15 protein-coding genes are annotated in these 20,179 nt (G+C 54.8%); 2 read left to right on the top strand and 13 right to left on the bottom strand.

The window, feature by feature from the left end:
* Nucleotides 1-33 precede the first annotated feature (33 nt).
* From ACQK2Q_RS11200 to ACQK2Q_RS11185, 4 genes are read right to left on the bottom strand one after another with little or no spacing between them, the layout of a single operon-like run.
* Entirely contained in the window at nucleotides 34-510 is a 477-nt protein-coding gene (locus ACQK2Q_RS11200) for a hypothetical protein (RefSeq protein ID WP_425409829.1), read from the bottom strand.
* 2 nt (nucleotides 511-512) lie between these two features.
* Nucleotides 513-1,112, bottom strand: coding sequence for a hypothetical protein (locus ACQK2Q_RS11195; protein ID WP_425409828.1), 600 nt, complete (start codon nucleotides 1,110-1,112; stop codon nucleotides 513-515).
* A gap of 40 nt (nucleotides 1,113-1,152) precedes the next feature.
* Entirely contained in the window at nucleotides 1,153-3,399 is a 2,247-nt protein-coding gene (locus ACQK2Q_RS11190; RefSeq protein WP_425409827.1) for a LamG domain-containing protein, read from the bottom strand.
* Nucleotides 3,392-4,243 (bottom strand): hypothetical protein, encoded by an 852-nt coding sequence (locus ACQK2Q_RS11185; RefSeq protein WP_425409826.1) that lies wholly within the window; start codon nucleotides 4,241-4,243, stop codon nucleotides 3,392-3,394. The genes ACQK2Q_RS11190 and ACQK2Q_RS11185 overlap by 8 nt, the downstream gene beginning before the upstream one ends.
* A gap of 226 nt (nucleotides 4,244-4,469) precedes the next feature.
* Here ACQK2Q_RS11185 and ACQK2Q_RS11180 point away from each other — a divergent pair, with 226 nt between their 5' ends.
* Nucleotides 4,470-7,103 carry a helix-turn-helix transcriptional regulator gene (locus ACQK2Q_RS11180; protein WP_425409825.1) on the top strand — a complete coding sequence of 878 codons (2,634 nt, stop codon included), beginning with the start codon at nucleotides 4,470-4,472 and terminating at the stop codon, nucleotides 7,101-7,103.
* Between the two features lie 122 nt (nucleotides 7,104-7,225).
* Here ACQK2Q_RS11180 and ACQK2Q_RS11175 read toward each other — a convergent pair whose 3' ends face one another.
* Nucleotides 7,226-7,645 carry a gluconate 2-dehydrogenase subunit 3 family protein gene (locus tag ACQK2Q_RS11175; protein ID WP_425409824.1) on the bottom strand — a complete coding sequence of 140 codons (420 nt, stop codon included), beginning with the start codon at nucleotides 7,643-7,645 and terminating at the stop codon, nucleotides 7,226-7,228.
* A gap of 417 nt (nucleotides 7,646-8,062) precedes the next feature.
* Here ACQK2Q_RS11175 and ACQK2Q_RS11170 point away from each other — a divergent pair, with 417 nt between their 5' ends.
* Nucleotides 8,063-9,628, top strand: coding sequence for a GMC oxidoreductase (locus ACQK2Q_RS11170; RefSeq protein ID WP_425409823.1), 1,566 nt, complete (start codon nucleotides 8,063-8,065; stop codon nucleotides 9,626-9,628).
* Nucleotides 9,629-9,651: 23 nt separating this feature from the next.
* On the opposite strand, the gene ACQK2Q_RS11165 is transcribed toward ACQK2Q_RS11170, so the two are convergent.
* From ACQK2Q_RS11165 to ACQK2Q_RS11130, 8 genes are all read right to left on the bottom strand, one after another.
* Complete coding sequence (locus ACQK2Q_RS11165) at nucleotides 9,652-11,025, bottom strand: MBL fold metallo-hydrolase (RefSeq protein ID WP_425409822.1); 1,374 nt, start codon at nucleotides 11,023-11,025, stop codon at nucleotides 9,652-9,654.
* A 30-nt stretch (nucleotides 11,026-11,055) separates the two neighbouring features.
* Entirely contained in the window at nucleotides 11,056-12,030 is a 975-nt protein-coding gene (locus ACQK2Q_RS11160; protein WP_425409821.1) for a 2-dehydropantoate 2-reductase, read from the bottom strand.
* Entirely contained in the window at nucleotides 12,027-13,553 is a 1,527-nt protein-coding gene (locus ACQK2Q_RS11155) for an acyl--CoA ligase (protein WP_425409820.1), read from the bottom strand. The genes ACQK2Q_RS11160 and ACQK2Q_RS11155 overlap by 4 nt, the downstream gene beginning before the upstream one ends.
* Complete coding sequence (locus tag ACQK2Q_RS11150; RefSeq protein ID WP_425409819.1) at nucleotides 13,553-14,824, bottom strand: MFS transporter; 1,272 nt, start codon at nucleotides 14,822-14,824, stop codon at nucleotides 13,553-13,555. Before ACQK2Q_RS11150 ends, ACQK2Q_RS11155 begins: the two co-directional genes overlap by 1 nt.
* A gap of 1 nt (nucleotide 14,825) precedes the next feature.
* Nucleotides 14,826-16,238 (bottom strand): aldehyde dehydrogenase family protein, encoded by a 1,413-nt coding sequence (locus ACQK2Q_RS11145; protein WP_425409818.1) that lies wholly within the window; start codon nucleotides 16,236-16,238, stop codon nucleotides 14,826-14,828.
* Nucleotides 16,239-16,468: 230 nt separating this feature from the next.
* Nucleotides 16,469-17,455, bottom strand: coding sequence for an aspartate carbamoyltransferase (gene pyrB, locus ACQK2Q_RS11140; protein ID WP_425409817.1), 987 nt, complete (start codon nucleotides 17,453-17,455; stop codon nucleotides 16,469-16,471).
* Nucleotides 17,456-17,525: 70 nt separating this feature from the next.
* The gene (locus ACQK2Q_RS11135; protein WP_425409816.1) at nucleotides 17,526-18,662 is read right to left on the bottom strand and encodes an aminotransferase class V-fold PLP-dependent enzyme; all 1,137 of its coding nucleotides are present in this window, start codon (nucleotides 18,660-18,662) and stop codon (nucleotides 17,526-17,528) included.
* A 58-nt stretch (nucleotides 18,663-18,720) separates the two neighbouring features.
* Nucleotides 18,721-20,097: a glutamine synthetase family protein gene (locus tag ACQK2Q_RS11130; RefSeq protein ID WP_425411150.1), complete on the bottom strand. Its 1,377-nt coding sequence runs from the start codon at nucleotides 20,095-20,097 to the stop codon at nucleotides 18,721-18,723.
* Between the last annotated feature and the right edge of the window lie 82 nt (nucleotides 20,098-20,179).

The raw sequence follows: 20,179 nt of genomic DNA, 5'->3' as shown, positions 1-20,179 counted from the left end.
GATCAAGCGCCAAACATTTTTCTTCGATGAGACTTATTGTGTCTTTCCGCCACATGCGGCGACCGCTTTTTGGAAGCTCTCTCCCAGTTTGTAAACGGCGGCTGTCATATCGTCTTGAGTGCGATCAGCGCGGGTGGCTTCTGCGCTCACCGCGTTTTGCCAGGCGGCGCCGTCCATCTCGCCGCGCGCCTGGCCTGCGCGATATTCGGCGACGATGCGGTTGAAAACGATGAAATCGTCATCGCCAATCTCTTTACGAAGTTCAGCAACGCCGCAGCTGCAAACCGGCCCCGGCTCGCCTTGATCGTCGCACATGGCAAGGATCGCCGCGCCCTTGCCGGAGTTATCCATGGCAGCCGGTTGGGGGGCATCGTCAGTCGTCGTATCCGATTGCGCCGCAATTTCTGTTTCGCCCGTATTGTTTTCATGCGCAGTTTGCGCGTTTCCACACGCAGCGAAAATGGCTGCCGAAAACAGCAGCGGCAAAGTTTTTCCAATTTTGATAGCCATGTTCAACATGCCGCCTCCACAGAAAAGTCCAGAATATTGTTTTCTCCAAGCGGCGCCGATTTCTCATTGCCGTCAGCGCGCTCAATCATATTACCCCCGTGCAACGTTCCCGACGCGCGGACCCGGTCGCCGGTTTTGACGACGTCGCCGGCTTCCAGTTGCCAAAGTGTCCGTTGATCGCCGTCGCGGAAATCGAATGACGCCTGATCGAGCGGAAGACCCGGCGCGTTGTCGCCAAAATCAACGAGTTTGACTTCCGGATATCCGCTGCGCCGCTGTGAATCCGAAATGATAATAGTCTGCGCCATGCCCGGAATACAGAATATGCGATCCAGTTGAAATGATTGGTCCCCGATCGTCACAACGGCGCGTTCTTCTTTACGCGCCTTCTCCGCTATATCCTTTTTTTCCGCCGGCGTAGAAGGCGCGCGCGCCGCCGGAAAATCTTCGGTCTTGTCCGCCGTATGCGTATCGTTTTGTGCTCCTTGCGAACAGGCTGCAAGAAATAAAACGCCGATATATAATGAGGCGATTTTCATTGCGGCGCGAGACATGGACGCCAATCCGCCGCTACGCTCAATAATGTTGCCACTAAGTTTCATTTTATACTTCGCTTTACGCGTAGATTTTTTCATGTTTCGATTATTTCAGAGGGCCGCAAACAAGTTGAGCACCAACAAGATAAGCCATCGGCGCCAGGCCAGATCCATCTCTCCAGTGAACCCGCAAGCCTACGGCCTCACGGTCTATCGGACATGCGGCGACACGCTTCCATTCGTTGCAATTCGGCCGTTCGAACGTTCTTTCCATTCTCTCTTCAACTGACAAAGATCCATCGGGATTACGCCCGCGCCAGAACAGGCGAGCGCCCTTGACGCGGTCGTTCGCTCGCCTATGGCACAGTTGAAGGCCTGTAACAGCGCCTTCGACGATTTCCACAAGCGTAGGCGCCGAAACTGTAAAAAGATTCTTAGGCGTTTTATTTCCGTTATGCTTGCAAGGACCGACCCGGCCTGCGCCGTAGTCAAAGGCGCAGGGTTTGTCTTTCCGCTCACGTGTGTGGAAAGCGGAAATATTGAACTTGTCGATCAGAACCGTTTCAGCATTATCGCCGCGCGAACCGGTGATCGCTGTCGCTACTAAGCCGTTGCCGATCGATTCAATATTCGTGTCCGCGTCACTCGGAATTTCGGGCGCTCGGTTAAAAAGTAAAACGAGACAATCCTTTTTCGTCGCGGAACCATTCGGATTTCGTTCATTTTCCAGACAATTCTGCTGTGTAGCGGTGTTGAGAATCCGAAGCGACAATTCGAGCCGGTGATTTTCCGGATCGGAGTCTTCAAGATGATGGACGCCGCGCTCATGCGGCACCAGCCGCACCAGCGGCTTCCAGAGAACGCTGCTTCCTCCGTCAAAATCGAAATCTTTGGGGATGGTGAACGTAACTGGAATCGTACGCGCGGCTTCCGGCTTCACTTTGCTGGTCATCACCCGGAGCGGCAAGATAATTGTCTCCGAACCGGATTTGCGCGGATTGAACACCAATCGCACATCCGGGATTTTATTCTCCGGATCATTCTTTCTGATCCGAATGTTGAGAGTCATCTCAGCACCTGGCGTCATCCCGGCGCGAACTTCGTCGGGGATGCGGTCCCGTCCGGCGATCCGCCAGTCGGCGAAGGCAAGCGCTTTTTGCGTTTCCTCATCAATGCGCACATTTGGATCTACATTCGGGTTCGGCGTACTCGAACTGACGACAGCATTGTCATTGCGCGCGATGTCAGCCGCGGCGCGGTCGACGCCGGAAATTGGCGGCGCGACAGCGGCGTCGATATCCCCTCGCGACTCTTCCCGGCGAACGACACCTGAAATGCCTGGCGTCTTCGAGCTGACGCTTTCCGCTGCGTCTTCAATGCGCCGCTGCGTTTCCGCCTCGCGCGCCCTGCGCGCAATTGGAGAATCGCCAATGGGGTCGCCGCCATCCACATCGCCGGCTATTGCCTTACGGACGTTTTCGTTTGTTTCACTGGCGCTTTTTGCCGCCTCGGCGCGGCGGGCGGCTTCGCGCTCTGCGGCGCGCTGGCTCATCTCTTCATATTGTTCTTCTGTAAGCTCTTCCTCGAATTGATCGCCAGGAAAGGCAACCGATTGATCGACAGACGCTGTTTGCACCGATGCGTCGGGCGATGCGGTGCGAAGCTGGTCAATTTCGTCTTTTGTCAGTATTCGAGGAAAAATCCGCAACTCATCAATCGCGCCATGATAAGCGGACCAGGCGTTTTTGTTTAAGTTACCGATAAAAATCGAGCGTGACCCGCTGGTTTTGCCGGGATGCGCATATTCGTGGGGAACGCCGTTTAAGTATACGGTTTTTACCGTATGCGGCGCCAGCCCGTCCGGCGTTTCCCGATCTTCGATTTTTCGTGTGACGGCGACATGCATCCAGTAATCGCGAATGCCAAGATGTTTACTGGTCCATTGGGTGGAGGCGATGTAGGGGCGCCGTTTGCGCGCATCGGCGACGCTGATTTCAAGGCCGCCGCCTGACAGAAGAATACCGTTAGAGCTGATGTCGCCAATAGCTTCCACATCTTCCGGTAACGGATCAATCTTTATCCACATTGATACGGTCTGGGCGGGCATGACGTCGGGGTTGAGGTCAACGGGCAACTCGGCGCTGCCCGCGCCTGCAAAGTGAAGAGCGCTCCCGATCTTGCCTTCGGTCTCGGTAAAACCTTCAGCGTAAACGGGCGGTAATCCGGATGCCGTGTCTTCAATGGAGCCGTTCATTGGCAAATAGACGAGTTCGCCGCCGGGCGACTGGGCGAGCGCCGTCGCGCCAAGACAAGCGGCGCCAATAAGGTATGCATACCGTCGATGATTACTCATTTTCTGCCTCTCCCGTTATCGGAATATTTTCAAAACGGCCGCGTACCGTATAAGGGCCTTTGACGCCGTCGGCGGAGAATGCGAATGACGCGGTGAAACGCCCGCCTGAAATCGACTCTACGGTGAAAGTTCCGCTCGTGACTTCATCGAGGCCGCCGCCTTCAGGGGCCTGGATGAGAATTGGACGCTGCGCTTGCGGATGTTGTATATCCGCTGCTGAATAATCGCCCGGCGATTGAAGCTTGTCGCAATCGGCCTGCATTTGGACGATTGTGTAATCGTAGATATGGCGGATCTGAAGATGACATCGGGGGCGCCGCGGGGCGCCTACCGTCAGCGCATCCTTGCTTTCCCATTCAATCGCGCCTGTAAAGGATAATTCCACAGCGGCGGGGGCGCGAAGGTCGTCATTAAATCCCGGCGACATTCCAAGCGTATTTTCGTCCGTGATTTTCCACACATTGCGGACTTTTTCCATTTTAGCCGTATGTCTAGCGAGATAGACGTTTACGCCGCTGTACATATAAAGATCGGCGTTATCGCCATCGTCGGCGATCATTTCTCGAAACAGTTTGACATTCGCTGGACGCCAGTTGCGAAACTGTTCGCGCCAGATGTCCGGCGTGTCCCCGGCGTGCTCGGCAAGGATTGTTTCGCGTTTTTCTTTCGTGAAGCAGGCGAACATTTCGCGGTCATTTTTCGCCGTTTTGATCTGCTCGTTGCACGCAAGATAAGCCTTATATGGTGACTGCGCCGCGCAGCCGGCGGTTGCGGCGCAGGCTACGCCCGCAAACACTGACGCTATTCTTGTGATCACTTGTTGGGCGCCCAACTCAACCGGCATTTTCTTTTGCCTCCCATTGTGATGTTTAACAGGGACACCAATCTGCGACGCCGGATGATACTGACGGCGCTCTATGATTTCTGTCGGGGCGAACCCTGAATTTTCGGCTTCACACACCCTGAATTTTCGTGGCGCTATTGCGCGTCGCGCACCCTGACTTTCCTCGTGGGTCTCTTCTTGAAATTCCGATCATGTTCGCCGTAAGACAGTCGGCAGGAGGGATTTCTTGCTTGTTGAGCGCGATTCATCGCTATTGATACTAAACGACAGGTTGCAAGCTGCGGAGCGCGGACGCGGCGGCGTCGTTCTTGTCAGCGGCGAAGCCGGGATCGGCAAAACCAGCCTGCTTGAAGCGTTCATGGAACGCGCAGCATGCGAATGCAAATTTCTCTGGGGCGCCTGCGACGCGCTTTTTACGCCGAGACCTCTTGGGCCAGTTCATGACTTTGCGCGCGCGCTTGATGAAAAAGTACAGGCGCTTCTTCTTGACCCTGATGCAACGCCAAAATTATTCAGCGCCATTCTGGAAACGTTGGAAAACGCCGAGGCGCCGACTGTTATCGTTATTGAAGACGTCCACTGGGCGGATCATTCCACGCTTGATTTTCTTCTCTATCTGGGACGGCGTATTTCGTTTTTTCCGATTCTCCTTGTGCTCAGTTATCGAAGCGATGAGGTCGCCGGAACACACCCGCTTCGGCGCGTTCTTGGCGCCCTGCCGCAGAGCAGCGTCCATCGCATTGAGCTCTCGCCATTAACAGCGAAAGGGGTTGAAAGACTCTGCACGGACGGGGCGCTTGACAATGATAAGATATTCGAGATTTCCGGCGGCAACCCGTTCTTCGTTACCGAGATCATTCACGCCGGAGGCGTTGAGGACATTCCCGTTTCCATACGAGATGCAGTTTCGAGCCGGCTCTCGCGACTTTCCGAAAGTGAACAATCCTTTCTCGAAAAGATCAGCGTCATTCCGGGTGCGGTCCATTCTAAATTGCTTTATGCGTTGTTCGGCGAAGATGGCGAGACATACGCCATGGCCTGCGTCGGGCGAAAAATTCTGATGCAAAACGCCAATGGCGCTTTAAAATTCAGACACGAACTCGCGCGGCTTGCTACGCTTGCGCGCATCACAGCGACTGAGGCGAAAACCTACCATCGCGATGTTCTTGAGGCTTATGAGGACGCCGGCGTTGATCCCGGAATTGACAAGATCGTTCATCACGCCGCTGCAGCGCTGGACTCCGGGCGGGTTCTGGCGACGGCGCCGGCGGCGGCGGCAAAGGCGGCATCTGTCGGCGCTCACCGTGAGGCCGCCGCGCATTATCAATCTGCGCTGGAATTTATCGACGAAGCTGAACCCCAACTGGCCGCGACGCTTTATGAAAGCTGGGCGTATGAGGCGGGACTTTCCGAACGGATCGACGATGATGTCATAGAAGCGCGCAGGCATGCGCTTACATTGTGGCGTGCGCTTGAGCGGCCGGAAAAAGTCGGCGAGAATCTGAGATGGCTCTCACGGCTTCACTGGTATCGCGGCGAATCTTCCAAAGCGCAACGGTATGCTGACGAAGCTGTCAGGGTTATAGAAAAAGCCGCCCCCTCCAGTGAGCGAGCGATGGCCTACAGTCTGCGCTCGCAGCTCCATATGCTGAACGACCGGATGGACGAGGCCGTCGCGTGGGGCGAAAAGGCTCTGGCGCTCGCTGACGAATTTGGCAATGCGGAAGCCAAGGTTCACGCGCTGAACAATATTGGCACGGCGAAGATATTTCGCGGCAATATCGAAGGCGTCGCCGCCATGCGCGAAAGCTTGCGCATTGCTCGCGCGCAAGGATTTCACGAGCATGCTGCGCGCGTGTATACAAACCTTGCGGAATACGCCGTCGAGTTTCGCGACTTCGCGCTGGCGGAAGACATTCTGGCGGAGGGAATCGCTTATGACTCACGTAACGATCTCTTGTCGTGGACGCATTATCTTGTTGGCCGCCAGGCGCAGTTGCGTGTGGAGCAGGGCCGCCTGCACGATGCGGCGACCATCGCCGACGGCGTTCTGCAACTGCCCGAATTGACGCTTTTGATGAAGCTTCCCGCGCTGACCGTGCTTGGCAAGGCGAAACTCAGATTGGGCGAAAGCGGCGCGGGCCGGCTGCTGGCTCAGGCCCTTGCGGATGCAACTGCCACGGACGAAGCACAATACATTGTACCCATTCGGCTATGTCTTGTTGAAGCCGCGTGGCTGAATAACGACGCCGTCGCTGCACACAAAGAGTTGCGCCGCCTGTTTGATCTTGGGGTGAGGGGCATGCATGACTGGAACGTTGGTGAAACCGCCGTCTGGGCGCATCGTTTTGGTGTGGACGTTCCAAAAGATTTCATCAGTGGCGCGCCAGCCCCGCACGCGCTGGAGATTGACGGACGCAACGCACAGGCCGCGGCTCAATGGCGCAAGCGCGAGGCGATGTATGCGGCGATCCTGTCCATTGTCGCGGCGCCAGAACCCGAAGCTGAAGACCTGGCGCAATCTATCAGGGAAGCACGCGCCATCGGCGCTCGCGCCATTGAGGAAAAAGCCAGGCAAATCGCATCGGAAAAGGGCGTCTCATCCAAATTACCGGCAAAACGCCGCGGCCCTTATAAAGCTTCGCGTCACCATCCGCTGGGGCTGACAGCGAAGGAGCAAGAGGTGTTGCGATTGATTTGCTCCGGAGAGAATAATATTTCAATCGCTGAAAAGCTGTCGCGCTCAAAAAAAACGATCGAACATCACGCGTCTTCAATTTTCCGGAAAATGAATGTCGCCAACCGAATGGAAGCGATGCTACGGGTGCAAAGCGAGCCCTGGCTTCTCTCCAAAGCGTAAAATGCCGGGCATTTCATGTTGCGAACGGGTAAACGCGCAATTGTGTGCAAAAACGCCTTTGCTATCTGGAAAATTGTTGGTCGCGGCGATGGCGCTGTACAATCGCGTTCAGGTTTGCGGTTTTACCATCTCGCGTCCGGCCAAATATGCGGCATATAGGGAACGCCCAGATTTTCAAACCCCTCTTCTGTGCCGTAAACGACATCCACTGCATCCGAACGCAAGACAAAATAAACGCGTTGCGATGGAGGCCCCCGCCAGGACTGAAAATTTCCGTCTCTCAGCTTTGTGACGAACGCGGCCTTCCGCTCATCGGATAGCTGTTGGAACGGCGCGCCAAACTCTTTGCGTGCAACATGATCGATCGCGCCAAGCGCGCTCATATAAAACTCTTTAAAAGGAACCTTCACGCTTAAATAGCGGACAATCAGGAGGCAATCGCGATGCGGTTTGGCAAGTTGATCGTCTATAAAATGCGCAACCCCAGCTTCGCCCGCGCCCGGCGCCAAAGTATCGCAAACGCTATCCAACAGTTCAACCATATCTGAATTCATCAGAACACGGAGCGGCGTTCCGGCTGCGCGTGCGGCGCGCGGCGTTAAATATTGCAACGAGCCACCTGCAGCGACCGCTATCAAGGCGCGTCCGCCCTGACGTAGTATGTCGCGTCTTGATGATTGCATGTCCGCCGTTCAGACCTTTTTAAGAGAGGCGATAGAATATCAATTTGCACTATCATGAGCAACAAAAAACCGCGCTTGAGGCGGCGCGGCGTCCCATATTTTTCACGGCGTATCGTTCATAAAATTGCCTGAATATGCTCGTTGATTCCGCCTGTTTTCTTTTGACAAAGGTTCGTGCGTTTTTTAAAATTTTTTATGTGAAAGTTCCGGTTGTTCCTTATCCGGTGTAATCAATTTAGGCCCGCTTTTTTGTTTTCAGTGTCCGGATAGGGAATAATGTCAGGTCAGGGTAATAATACTGAAATTGCAATAATCGGTTCCGGCGCCGCCGGATGTTATTTCGCAGCCAAGCTTGCCGCGTCGGGTTACAAGGTTAACGTATTTGAAGCCGGCCCGGCGCGGACAATACATGATCTCGCCAGTTCGCAAATATGGGCGCGCCGGCTCAAATGGGCGGGACCATTCGTAGAGAGCGAGGGGGCGCCCCGCTTCGGTCATAACTTAAATATGGGCTGGGGTTTTGGCGGCGCCGCACTCCATCACTACGCGCAATGGCCGCGTTTAATGGAGAGCGACTTTAAGAACGCCTCTTTATACGGAAGGGGGCTGGACTGGCCGTTGGAATACAATGATCTGCAATTGCATTATGATGAAATCCAGGCGGAAGTCGGCATATCCGGCGATGCCTCTCAAGAAGCGCATCGCGGGCCGGGCGCGGATTATCCCATGCCGCCGCTTAAAACCTTTGCAGGCGGCCGCATTGTTGCGAAAGGTTTTGAAAAGCTGGGAAATCATGTTTTTCCCACGCCAATCGCGGCGACGTCGGTTCTTTATAAGAATCGCCCGCCCTGCATCTATGACGGCTGGTGTGACGCAGGTTGCCCCATCGGCTCGCTGGCCAACCCTCTTGTCACGTACCTGCCTGAAGCGGAAAAAGCAGGCGCTCAGTTTCATCCCAACTGCGATGTTCGTTATTTTGAAACGGATCAGGACGGGCGCGTCAACGCATTGGTCTATTCAGACCCTGAAGGGCGGCTAAATCGCGTAGGCGCGCAAACTTTTGTGCTGGCGGCAGGCGCTATTCATAATGTTCGTTTATTATTATCTTCGCAGGGACGAAACGGCTCGGCGCTGGGAAATGAAAACGATCTTGTCGGAAAATATTTCGGCAGTCATTTTATCGCGAATACGCATGGCGTCTTTGAAGAAGAGACCGAGCCCTATATGGGACTCAGTACGGGCGCATTAATGAGTTATGACCGGTGGGCGCCGGATACAGATAATCCGTTTGGCACTGTCGCCTGGGGAATCGGGCCGGCCGTCAAGCCGAACGATTTCATGGGTATAGCCATTGCAAAATCTGAATTGTTCGGTCAGGCGTTAGATGCATTTATGCGGAAAGCGACACATCATATCGCGCTTGCCAACGGCATTTGCGAAACTGAATTTATTCGCGAAAGCCGGATAGAGCTGACCGGTGAAAAAGATGCACAAGGCCGGCCTGTCGCGCGCATGGTCTACAAAGCGTCGGACGAAGCGTTCGCGATGTGGCGAAACGCAATAGAAAAAGGCGTCGCCGCCATGCGCGCCGCAGGCGCCGAAGACGCGTGGGCTTCGTCCAATCCGGCGATTGCGCATGCTTTGGGCGGAACGATCATGGGGGACGATCCAGCCTTGTCAGTGACCGATTCTTATGGGCGATTGCATAGTGCGCCCAATCTCGTTGTTGCCGGCAGCAGCCTTTTTCCAAGCGGCGGGGCGGCCGGTCCGACCTTTACAATTTTGGCGCTGGCCCGCAGGACGGTGCTGAAGTTGCTGGATGAACCGGAAGCGTTTCAATAAAACTTCTGCGGTTCTTTGCATGCTTATTCTTTTTCGATTTTTTCGGACAAAGATGTGTCGTTTAAATCATGCGCGCGATGGCGTTCAATGAGCGTGTCCACTAATCGCTGGGCGTTGATACGGTAATATGACGGTATGCCGGGAAAGGGCACAGGAACATACGGGATGTCGTGAAATTCGCGATCAATAATCCGTGCATCGTAGTGCGGCGTCTTATTCTCAGACTGACCCATCTGTTCATGGATCAGCGCGTTAACAACCGGCAGCGCGTCGGGCGGCATGTTTGGCGGCAGTTCCGCGAAATGCGTATTCGATCCAAAAAAGAAAATTTCATGCATGCCATTCCATTCTTTTTTGGCGGACATCTCGACATGTCCGCCGAGCACCCATTTTACAGTATTGGTTTTGCGGAACTGGTCCAAACGATGGATGCTGTTCTGATAGGCATCCCAATCTTCAATAAACAGAAAGCCTGGATAGAGCGTGTCGTTTGTAAAGAGAAGTCTTTCGCGGGCGTCATAAAAAGCGATCGCGTCGCGCGTGTGCCCGGGTGTCGGGATGATGGTAATTTTACGCGTTCCCAGCTGGTAGTCGGCGGTCTCGCGCGGCCAGTCTTTTAGATCGAAATAGTCTACCAGGCCGTCGAGGTCATACTCGGGAGGTTCAGGGTAAGGATTATACCGCTCACGGGGGGCGTAACCAATCAGTGTCGCATTTTTCCAGCCCGCAAGATGGCGGTGACCGCCAAAATGATCCCAGTGACTATGGGTGCTGACGACGGTCAGCGGGCTGTCGCCAATAACGGGAAGCAAATACGGTTTCAGATCCGCATAGCCCGTTCCGGAGTCAATGAGAAAGCCTGCTGTGACGTTGTCATCTTCGTCAATATCGAGCAGCAGGTAAAAGAAATTGCCTTCATAGGAATTCCCGAGGCTTTCGCGAAAAATAATGGTGTCGCGGCTATAAGACCATATGAGGTAATCGCGATCATGCGAAAGCCAGTTTGCCGGAAACCCTCTTGTGGCGTTGACGTCGTCCTGCGCGACAATCCATTCATTTCCGGCGCCATCGACGACAGTAAGATCGCCGGTGTCAGTATTTTGTGTGCAGATAACGAATTGGCCCTGGCGCAAACCCAGTTTGCTGGCGCTGTCTTCACCTTTTGACGCGCGCATTATCACGGTTTCACCTGGCGCGCATGGCCGCTTCAGGGCTTTTCCGGAATCAAGCTGCGGATCATGATCCAGTGGGCGGAGCCGGTTCCATTCAATTGATTGATTTACGGGGGTAGGCTCAGCGCCCGCGCCCGGAATGCATGTAAAAATTATCAGCGCCGTCAACACCGATTTTAAAGACGCCATGGCGGCGGCGGCGTTTGCAAGAAATACAGCTTTCATTCGCGCAATCCTGTTTGTCTAAGCTGTCAATTAATACAGCCCGGCTTCGCGTGCGCGCTGCTGGATCAAAGCGAGCACAGTATCGATCGTTGGCGTCTGCGTACCGGTCAGGCGTCCCAGTTCTTGTACAACCGTAACCAATGCGTCGATTTCCATCGTACGCCCGCGTTCCAGATCCTGCAGCATCGAAGTTTTGTGCGCGCCGACCTTTGCAGCGCCGGCAAGACGTTTATCAATAGTGATCGGAAAGCGTACGCCTATCGCTTCGCCGATTTCCTTCGCCTCCTGCATCATTTCGCGGCAAATCCCGGCGGTTCCGGGGTTTGCGACCACGGCGTCAAGGGTTGCGCCTGTGAGCGCGCTGATAGGATTGAAACAAAGATTGCCCCACAACTTCACCCAGATCTCGTCTCGGATACGATCGCGCAGCCGCACCGTAAAGCCGGCGTTCTTCAGCGCTTTTGAAAGGTCCTGAAGTCGGTCGGTAGTCTCGCCAGTCGGCTCGCCAAGTGCGAAGCGGTCGCCCTGAATATGCCGGATCACACCGGGCTCAATGATTTCGGTGGCCGGATAAACCACACAGCCGATTGCCCGTTCCGGCCCAATCGTCGACCAGAGTTTTCCCGACGGGTCGACGCTTTCCAGCGTGCGGTTTTCTAAGGGGCCTTCCAGTCCGTATGCGTACCACCACGGTATTCCGTTCACGGCGGTGACAACGGCCGTGTTGTCATGGAACAGGTCGGGTAAATTTTCGGCGATTCCTGGCAACGCCGGCGCCTTTAACGTCAATATGACAAAATCCTGCGGCCCCGCGTCACGAGGGCTTTCGACGCAGCGAGGGTGCGCTATGCGTTCTTCATCGCCGATGAGAATTTTAACGCCGTTTTCCTGCATTGCTTTCAAGTGCGGGCCTCTGGCGATCAGCGTTACGTCTTCACCTGATCTTGCGAGTTCCAGCCCAAGCCATGCGCCAATAGCGCCGGCGCCATAAATGCAAATTTTCACGAGGTCAGTCCAAGTTTTTCTGCAAGTCCGATTCTCTGTAATTTTCCCGTTGGCCCTTTGGGAATTTCGTCAAGGACGACGATTTTTCGCGGTACTTTGAATGCAGCAAGTTTTTCTGTTGCGAAGGCGCGAATCTCATCCGCCCCCGCTGTCCCGCCGCTTTTTAATACGACCGCCGCACCGACTTCTTCGCCAAGCATTTTATGCGGTATTGCAAATGTAACGGCCTGCGCGATATCCGAATGATCGAGCAATATTTCATCAACTTCCCGCGGCGAAATCTTTTCACCGCCGCGATTGATGATTTCCTTCAAACGCCCCGTAATCGTCAGATAACCGTCATTGTCCATCACGCCCTGGTCGCCGGTCCGAAACCAGCCTTCTACGAATGAAACCGCGTTGGCCGCTTCGTTGCTTTCGTAGCCTTTAGTTACATTCTCGCCGCGGATGACAACCTCGCCAGCCTTTCCCGGCGTCAGAAGTTCAGCCGTTTCCTCGTCCATAATGGCGACTTCGGGCCCTGCCGCCTGACCGACCGTGCCAGGTTTGCGGACTTCCGGGGGCAAGGGATTGCATGTCATCTGGTGCGCAGCCTCCGTCATGGCGTAAGCCTCGACAACGGGCGCGCTGAACGTGCTTTCCAGATCAGCGAGAACAGAAGGCGGCAACGAAGCCGACGATGAGCGGATAAAACGCAACTGCGCGCTTTCAATCGCTCCTTGATTGCGTTTGGCCCGGGTGAGGATAGCCTGATGCATGGTCGGCACAGCCGAATACCATGTGGGTCTGGATTCTGAGAGCCATGAAAAAAATTTTAACGCATCAAAACCCGGTGTTGCGAATACGGGGCAACCCGCGCTCAGCGGCGCCAGGGTGCACGCCATTAATCCGTGTATATGAAACAGCGGCATGACGTTCATGCAGACGTCCGAAGTTTCAAGCCTAAGAGTTTTTTGTATGTTGCCGGCCGAGGCGCAAATATTCCGCTGGGACAACGGCACAATTTTTGGCCGCGAGGTTGTCCCGGACGTATGTAGAACTAGCGCCACATCGTCGGGCTTGGCGAATCCGGTTTGGGGCGTTACGGCGGCGCCCGTCTGTTCTGCAGCTTCAATCGTGAACGCGCCTGCGGGATTAGTTTCCTCAAAATTGAGGAAAATCACGGCTACGCCGGCGGCGTGCGCGGCCTCAAGCGCCGGACTGACTGAACCTTTCGGAACGATAAGGGCCTTGGCTTTAAGGTCGGAGAGATAGAATTCAAACTCATCGCGCTTGTAAGCGGGGTTCAAGGGGGCTGCCGTGGCGCAAGCCGCAACAGCAATGAACGACGCCGCCATTTCCGGGCCGTTTGGCAAAACAATCGCAACGCGATCATTTCTACCGATGCCCAAGCCGTTTAGGGTCGTCATCGTATCGGTAATAAGGGTTCGCAGCGCCGCGTTGCTGAGAGGCGGTCTGCCGGGTGCGCGTAGGGCGTCTGTTTCTTCCGGCGCGGATGTAATCAGATCGTATACAGTGGACATCAGGCTTGTTGCTCTTTTCTACGGTAAAACAAACTGTGAAGTGGATTTGCAGGCCGCAAACGCGCATCAAGTATCTGCATGATCAGGAAATATCCGACAGCGAGAAGCATTGAAGCAAAAATAACGCCTGCATAGCCGAATCCTGAAACAGCGTATGCGGCGACCGCAGCGCCTGCTGAGATTCCCATTGAGGTAATGAAAGTGCTTAAAATCGCGGCGCGGCCGCCGCGATCAATTTCAGCCATCATCCCCAATTGATACGGGATCATGAAATTCCATGCGAATTTGTGGAGTAATATCGCAATGACAAATCCGGTTTTGTTGAGATTTGTCAGCAAAATCAGCAAAGCGAGAATGTGCAACCCGAATATGACGGCTATAACCAGTGGACGATTAATACGCGTGCTTACAGCAGCGGCTGAAAAAGCGCCAATAAAACCGGCAAGCGTTCCGAATGACAAAGCCAGCCCCAGCGAGGCTGGTTTTATGCCGGCGCTGGCGCCAAGCCGTTCCGCATACGTCCAAATAGACTGATGTGACGCCATGAGCGTGAATATTGCAGCTAGCATGGCGAGCGTAATTATAATTTTTACGATATTACGCTCGCTGCTGATTGCGGCCGCTGCTTCTGGAGGACGCTCAGGACGACGCGGCGCCCAGAACGCCGCCATCATTGCAACCCCGCCAAGCACAGCCAATGCGCCAAAATAAGCGTTCATGCCAAGACCGTCACTGACGCCGAGCGTGCGCAGGATTGATGCAATCGATGACTCTGCACTCTCATTCAAACGAATGGCGACAGGCAGAACCGTGAGGCAAGCCATCGCCAGCGCCATCTGGCTCATGGAGAAAAAGGCGTAATTTCTGTGCGGCTTTGCGCTCTGTGCAAGCGCACCATAACAAAGGGCGATCAGTGTCCCTGCGCCAACGCCTGATAGGACGCGCCACAAAACCAGCGCGTCATTTGAGGAAATGCAACTGGCGATGTTGGCGAAGACGAACAGAAAACACGCCACAAGAGAAACCACCCGCCACGGCACGCGATTGAGCCAGATTATCCCGGCCAGTCCTGACCAGGCAAAAGCGTTCATTTCGGCTGCGATGAGAAGACCGGCCTCTTTTTCACTCCAGCCCGCAACATCGACCAGCCCCCCCACGGTTATGGGTGACAAAAATGGCGTCATCACGCCGACGGTCGCCGGCAGAAGGATCGCCGCTAGCGCCGCTGGCGAATCGAGCCGTGTCGCCGAGGGTTGGAGACGGGACGTCATGTCAGGCGGTGGCGGCTTGCGTTTCTGGCACTTCAACAATTTGCAGGTCCGTATACTGAAGCAAGCCCAATGGACCATTTTCAATACCGACGCCGGACCATTTGCGCCCGGCAATCGGCGCCTGCGGTGTGATCGCCAGATGCTGGTTTACCCAGGCTGTGCCGCAATTGAGCTTGCCGGCGACCTCCGCTGCGCTATCGCCGTCAGCGCCCCAAACCGAACCGGCCAGTCCAAAATGTCCGGCGTTGGCGCGCGCCAGCGCGTCATCGATATCGCTATACCGCAAGATCGGCAAAGCCGGACCAAATTGTTCTTCTGCAACCAGGCGCGCGTCATCGGCGAGATCCGTTATGATTGTCGGCTCGATAAAGTAGCCGGTATCGCCTTTTCGTTTTCCACCCGCAATCACAGCGCCTCCCCGCTGGCGCGAATCCTCGATCAGTTCCAGAACGCGTTCAAACTGAGCGCGGTTGTTCACAGGTCCCATATCTACATCTTCGTTCAAGCCGTCGCCAAGTTTCACGTTGTTTGCGAGCGCCGTCATTTCATCCAGCACCGGCTGGTATAAATTATCCGGCAAATAGACACGTTTGATGGCCACGCAGACCTGTCCGCTGTTTTCAAAAGCGGCGGTGAAAATGCCGTTCGCGACGGTTTTCGGGTCAGCGTCGGCAAGAACTATCGCCGGATCGTTGCCGCCGAGTTCTAGCGTTACGCGTTTCAGGTCGTTGGCTGCTGCTGCGGCGACGGATTTCCCGGCGTCAGTTGATCCCGTGAATGCGATTTTTCTGGGCGTTTTATGCGCTGTCATCCAGACGCCCAGATCATCGCCGCCGGAGACGATATTCAAAACGCCCTCCGGAATGTGCGGGCGTAAAATTTCACCCAATCTCAAGGTCGCCAGCGGCGTATAAGGCGAGGGTTTCAAAACCACCGTATTGCCCGCCAACAGGGCGGGCGCAATTTTCCATGCGGCCGTCATAATGGGGTAATTCCAGGGTATGATTGCAGCGACAACGCCCAGCGGCCTGCGGTGTATTTCAGCCCTCCGCTGTCCCGGAACAGTAATCGGTTCAACCGGCAGATCGAGCTCTGCAGTATATTCAAACCATCGCGCGGCCCCGCCGATTTCACGCTGTGCCTTGGCGAGCGGTTTTCCTTGTTCCTGCGTGACCAGCCGGGCCAGTTCATCGGCGTTGTCGCGCATCGCCGCGGCGCATGCCGTCAGAACATCACGCCGGACGTGAATATCGCGCGACCAGCTTTCAAAAGCCGTCTCGGCTGCTGAAAAAGCATCATCAAGCATCCCGCGCGAGCATTGTGGCGCGGACGCGATAATTTCTTCATTCGCAGGGTTGATAACCGGAAAGGTTTCGGCGCTTTCCATCAGTATGCCGCTGATTAGCATTTTCATTCTGGTATGACTCCGTCATCGGCCAATTGGATCTGGCCTTCTGGCAAACGCCCATAGCAAAGTGATATTTGATTGCGGCAAACTGTTACCGAAAGCTTGTCTGCCAAAAGTGCGCTATGAGAACTAACGTTCGCAATAATATTCGCACAGATTTTTTGCGGGCGCAATGTACGATTTTTTACCGAAAACAGTCGTCGGTTGTGGCGGCGACGAGGGATGTCCGGCGGTCCTTAGAGAAATTTTGCCTGCGCTGAAAGTATCTGCTCCGAGGCTTCAAGAACGCTGGCGATCAGGGCGACGCGGATCCACAAGCCGTTGCGCTCCTGGCGCCAATAGGCCGCGCGCGGGTCGTCATCGATTTCCGGATGAATTTCCGCGCCGCGCGGCAGGGGGTGCAAGATGACAGCGTCTGGCTTCATACGATCAATTTGTGATTGACCGATTGAATAGCCGGAAAGATCGACCCGGGCGGACTCTCCCGAAGTGTCGTGTTCTGTCTGCATGCGCGTGACATAAATTGCGTCAAGCGACGTCAAATAATCGTCTAGCCGGTCCGATTGCTCATAAGAAATTTCATGATCGTCCAGGTAAGCCAGTATGTCCGGCTCCATTTCGAAACCTGGCGCGGCGATAAAGACAATATGAATGTCCTTATAATGACGCAAAAGTCTGCAGAGCGAACGAACTGTGCGGCCGCGCTTTAGATCCCCCATCATGGCGATGGTTTTGCCTTCTATGCCGCCGGAATCGCGAAAGCTGCGCTCCAGCGTATAAATATCAAGCAGCGCCTGTGTCGGGTGTTGGTCTTTACCGCTGCCGGCGTTGATGACCGGCACCCTGCGATCCATATCGTCCATCAAGTCCGCAGCGCGCGCAGCGTAACCCGGTTGCGGCGTTCGCATGATAATCATGTCCACATAAGCGGCGAATGTTCTGATGCTGTCTTCAAAAGTCTCGCCCTTGAATTCAGAAGAAACATCCGGATTTCTGATTTCACTCGTTCTGACGCCCAGAATGTGACACGCATTATTCATGGATAGAAATGTGCGGGTGGAGGGTTGTGTAAAGTACAGCATCGCCCGGCGAACAGGCAGTAGCTGCTGCAAAAATCGAAGACCGTCCGGTTCGCGCGCGATTCGGCGCGTTACTGTGGTAAGATGGCATAAATCGTCAAGACGTTCGCGATCGAAAATATCGGTCGTGATGACATGAAGCATGGACAACACCCGCATAGCAGCGCGGCCTGTGCTGGCGCGCTATGAAACAAGACAGATCGTGTGGCGATTTCTATGAAACCGCAGCGACCTCGTACAGTGTTTTCTCGAGGGTTTCGACAGTGCGATCAATATTGAAGAGCTTGTCGAGCCCGAAGAGGCCTAGCCGGAAAGTCCTGAAACCATCATCCTCACCGCACATCAGCGGCACCCCCGCCGCAATTTGAAGCCCTGACCGCACAAATCGGGCGCCGGAGCTGATTGCGCGATCTGTGGTATAGCTCACCACCACGCCCGGCGCTTCAAAACCTGGAGCCGCGACGCTTGGAAAGTTTTTTTCTGAAAGCAGCGCCCGAACTTTATCGCCAAGTTCGAATTGTAACTCCCGCGTTTTCTCAAATCCGAACGCCGCCGTTTCGTCTATGGCATCCCGGAATATAGTGAGGGCGCCGGTTGGCATGGTGGCGTGATAGGCGTGGCCCCCATCCTCATAAGCGCGCATAATCTGCAGCCATTTTCCAAGATCGCAGGAAAAACTGTCGCTTTTCGTTTTGCTTAGGGCGTCGAGCGCAACGGCGTTCGTCATCACCAGCCCGGCGCATGGCGGGCTGCTCCAGCCCTTTTGCGGCGCGCTGATTAAAATATCAACGCCAATGTCTTTCATGTTTGTCCAGATCGCGCCGGACGCAATGCAATCAAGGACAAACAGCCCGCCTTGCGCGTGTACGGCCGCGGCGACTTGCCGAAGATAATCATCTGGCAACAATATGCCGGAAGCGGTTTCTACATGGGGGGCGAAGACGATGTCCGGCTTATCCGTGCTAATTTTCTCGACAACTTCATCGATCGGCGCGGGTTCAAACGGCGCCTGCGAGTCATTGCCGGCGCGGCGCGCCTGTAAAACCGCGATGCTTTCAGCGATGTTTCCGGTTTCAAGTATTTGCGACCACCGGTAGCTGAAAAATCCGTTGCGGATAACAAGACATCTTTTTTTCTTTGCGAATTGCCTGGCCACGGCTTCCATCGCGTATGTGCCCCCGCCGGGGATAATGGCTACCGCCTCGGCGCTATAAACACTCTTTAATGCGGATGAAATGTCCTGCATGACCGTCTGGAACTTCACCGACATATGGTTTAGCGCGCGGTCCGTATAGACGACTGAATATTCCAGAAGTCCGTCAGGGTCTAGGTCGGGTAACAGGCCTGGCATCGATAGAAATCCATAATTTGCAAATGGCGGAAGCGGCGAACAGGAACGATCGAAATCGTTAGAACATTTCGAAATACTCCCGCTGTTCCCAGTCCGTTACTTCCGATAAGAAGCGGTCAATTTCCGCTTGTTTTATCAACGTATAATAATTGACGAAGTCTTCGCCCAACGTCTCTCGATAAAAGCTGCTTTGCGTAAACGCTGCAAGCGCCTGGGTAATACTTTTCGGCAAGCGCTCGGCTTGCGATGAATAGGGTTCTTCTACGGCGGGCGGCGGCGTCACTTTAGCGTCCATGCCGTCCAGGCCGGATAATAGCTGGGACGACAAGTAAAGATACGGATTGGCCGCGGGTTCGCCGATACGGTTTTCAATACGCGTCGCCGAGGCGCGCGCGCCGCCTACAGCGCGCAGCATCGCGCCCTTATTGTCGCGCGCCCACTGAATGCGATCAGGCGCGAGAGACCCCGGCCGGTATCGTTTGTACGCGTTTATGGTGGGGGCGGCGAGAATGCATGATTCTTTGGCGTGCTTTAAAAGTCCGCCGAGATAGTTCATGCCCAGTTCTGAAAAAAACGCATTCCCGCCATCCGGCGCAAAAGAATTTGCGCCTGTTTTCTTGTCCACGAGGCTTTGATGCAGGTGCCATCCGCTTGAGAAAGTATTGGGGATATGCGGACGGCACATGAAAGTTGCGTGATAACCTTTACGCTGGCAAATTTGTTTGATCGCATTCCGCGCGAGTACGGCGTTATCGGCGGTGACGAGTCCTTTACGCGGGCTGAACGTCAACTCAAGCTGGCTTGGACCGAATTCAATTTCTTCAGACCGCAGCGGCAAGTTCAGATCAATGAGGCCCCTGCGAAAGGATTCGAACAACGGCTCTAACTCATCATACCTGATCTCTGTGAGATACTGATATCCGTGCTGTAATAATGAGATGCTTGGCGGCGTTGCGGGCTGAACGCAGTCGTGACTTGCGAGATTGCGATCCAGCAGGCGAAAGACATGAAATTCAAGCTCCAGTCCGCTGACAAACTCAAGCCCCTTTTCATCAAGACGATCAAGCGCCTGCCGCAATATTCGTCTGGTTGAAAATGCAACGGGTTCTCCGTCCGGATAATAAAGGTCACATTGAACCCAGCCATTGGTTTTCGCCCATGGGAGGCGCCGGAAAGTCGAGGGATCGGGGACCATGATCAGATCGGCGCCGCCTGTCAGGCGGGGAGAGCCAATACCGGCGCCGGCTTCCCATACGGGCATGACAGTTTTATGCGACGTGTCTTTTAGAATAAGGGTCGACACCATTGTGCAGCCGTCGACCATTGTTGATGCAACGGCGTCGCGCTCAATAGCTTTGCCGCGCATCAGTCCGTGCTGGTCGGCGAATCCAAATCGCACGACTTCCAGATCGTCGCGCTCTACCGCCTCAAGCATGTCTTTGGCGCGCCGCACTTGGTCATCGTCCCATAAACCAAAACGATCGACGAAACTGCCTTTTAGATCGAACTGCTGGCCC

The sequence above is a fragment of the Hyphococcus sp. genome (assembly GCF_965228385.1).
Taxonomy (GTDB): Bacteria; Pseudomonadota; Alphaproteobacteria; order Caulobacterales; family Parvularculaceae; genus Hyphococcus.
The sequence above is the reverse complement of the archived record's forward strand: the minus strand, read 5'-3'. Positions and strand labels throughout refer to the sequence as shown.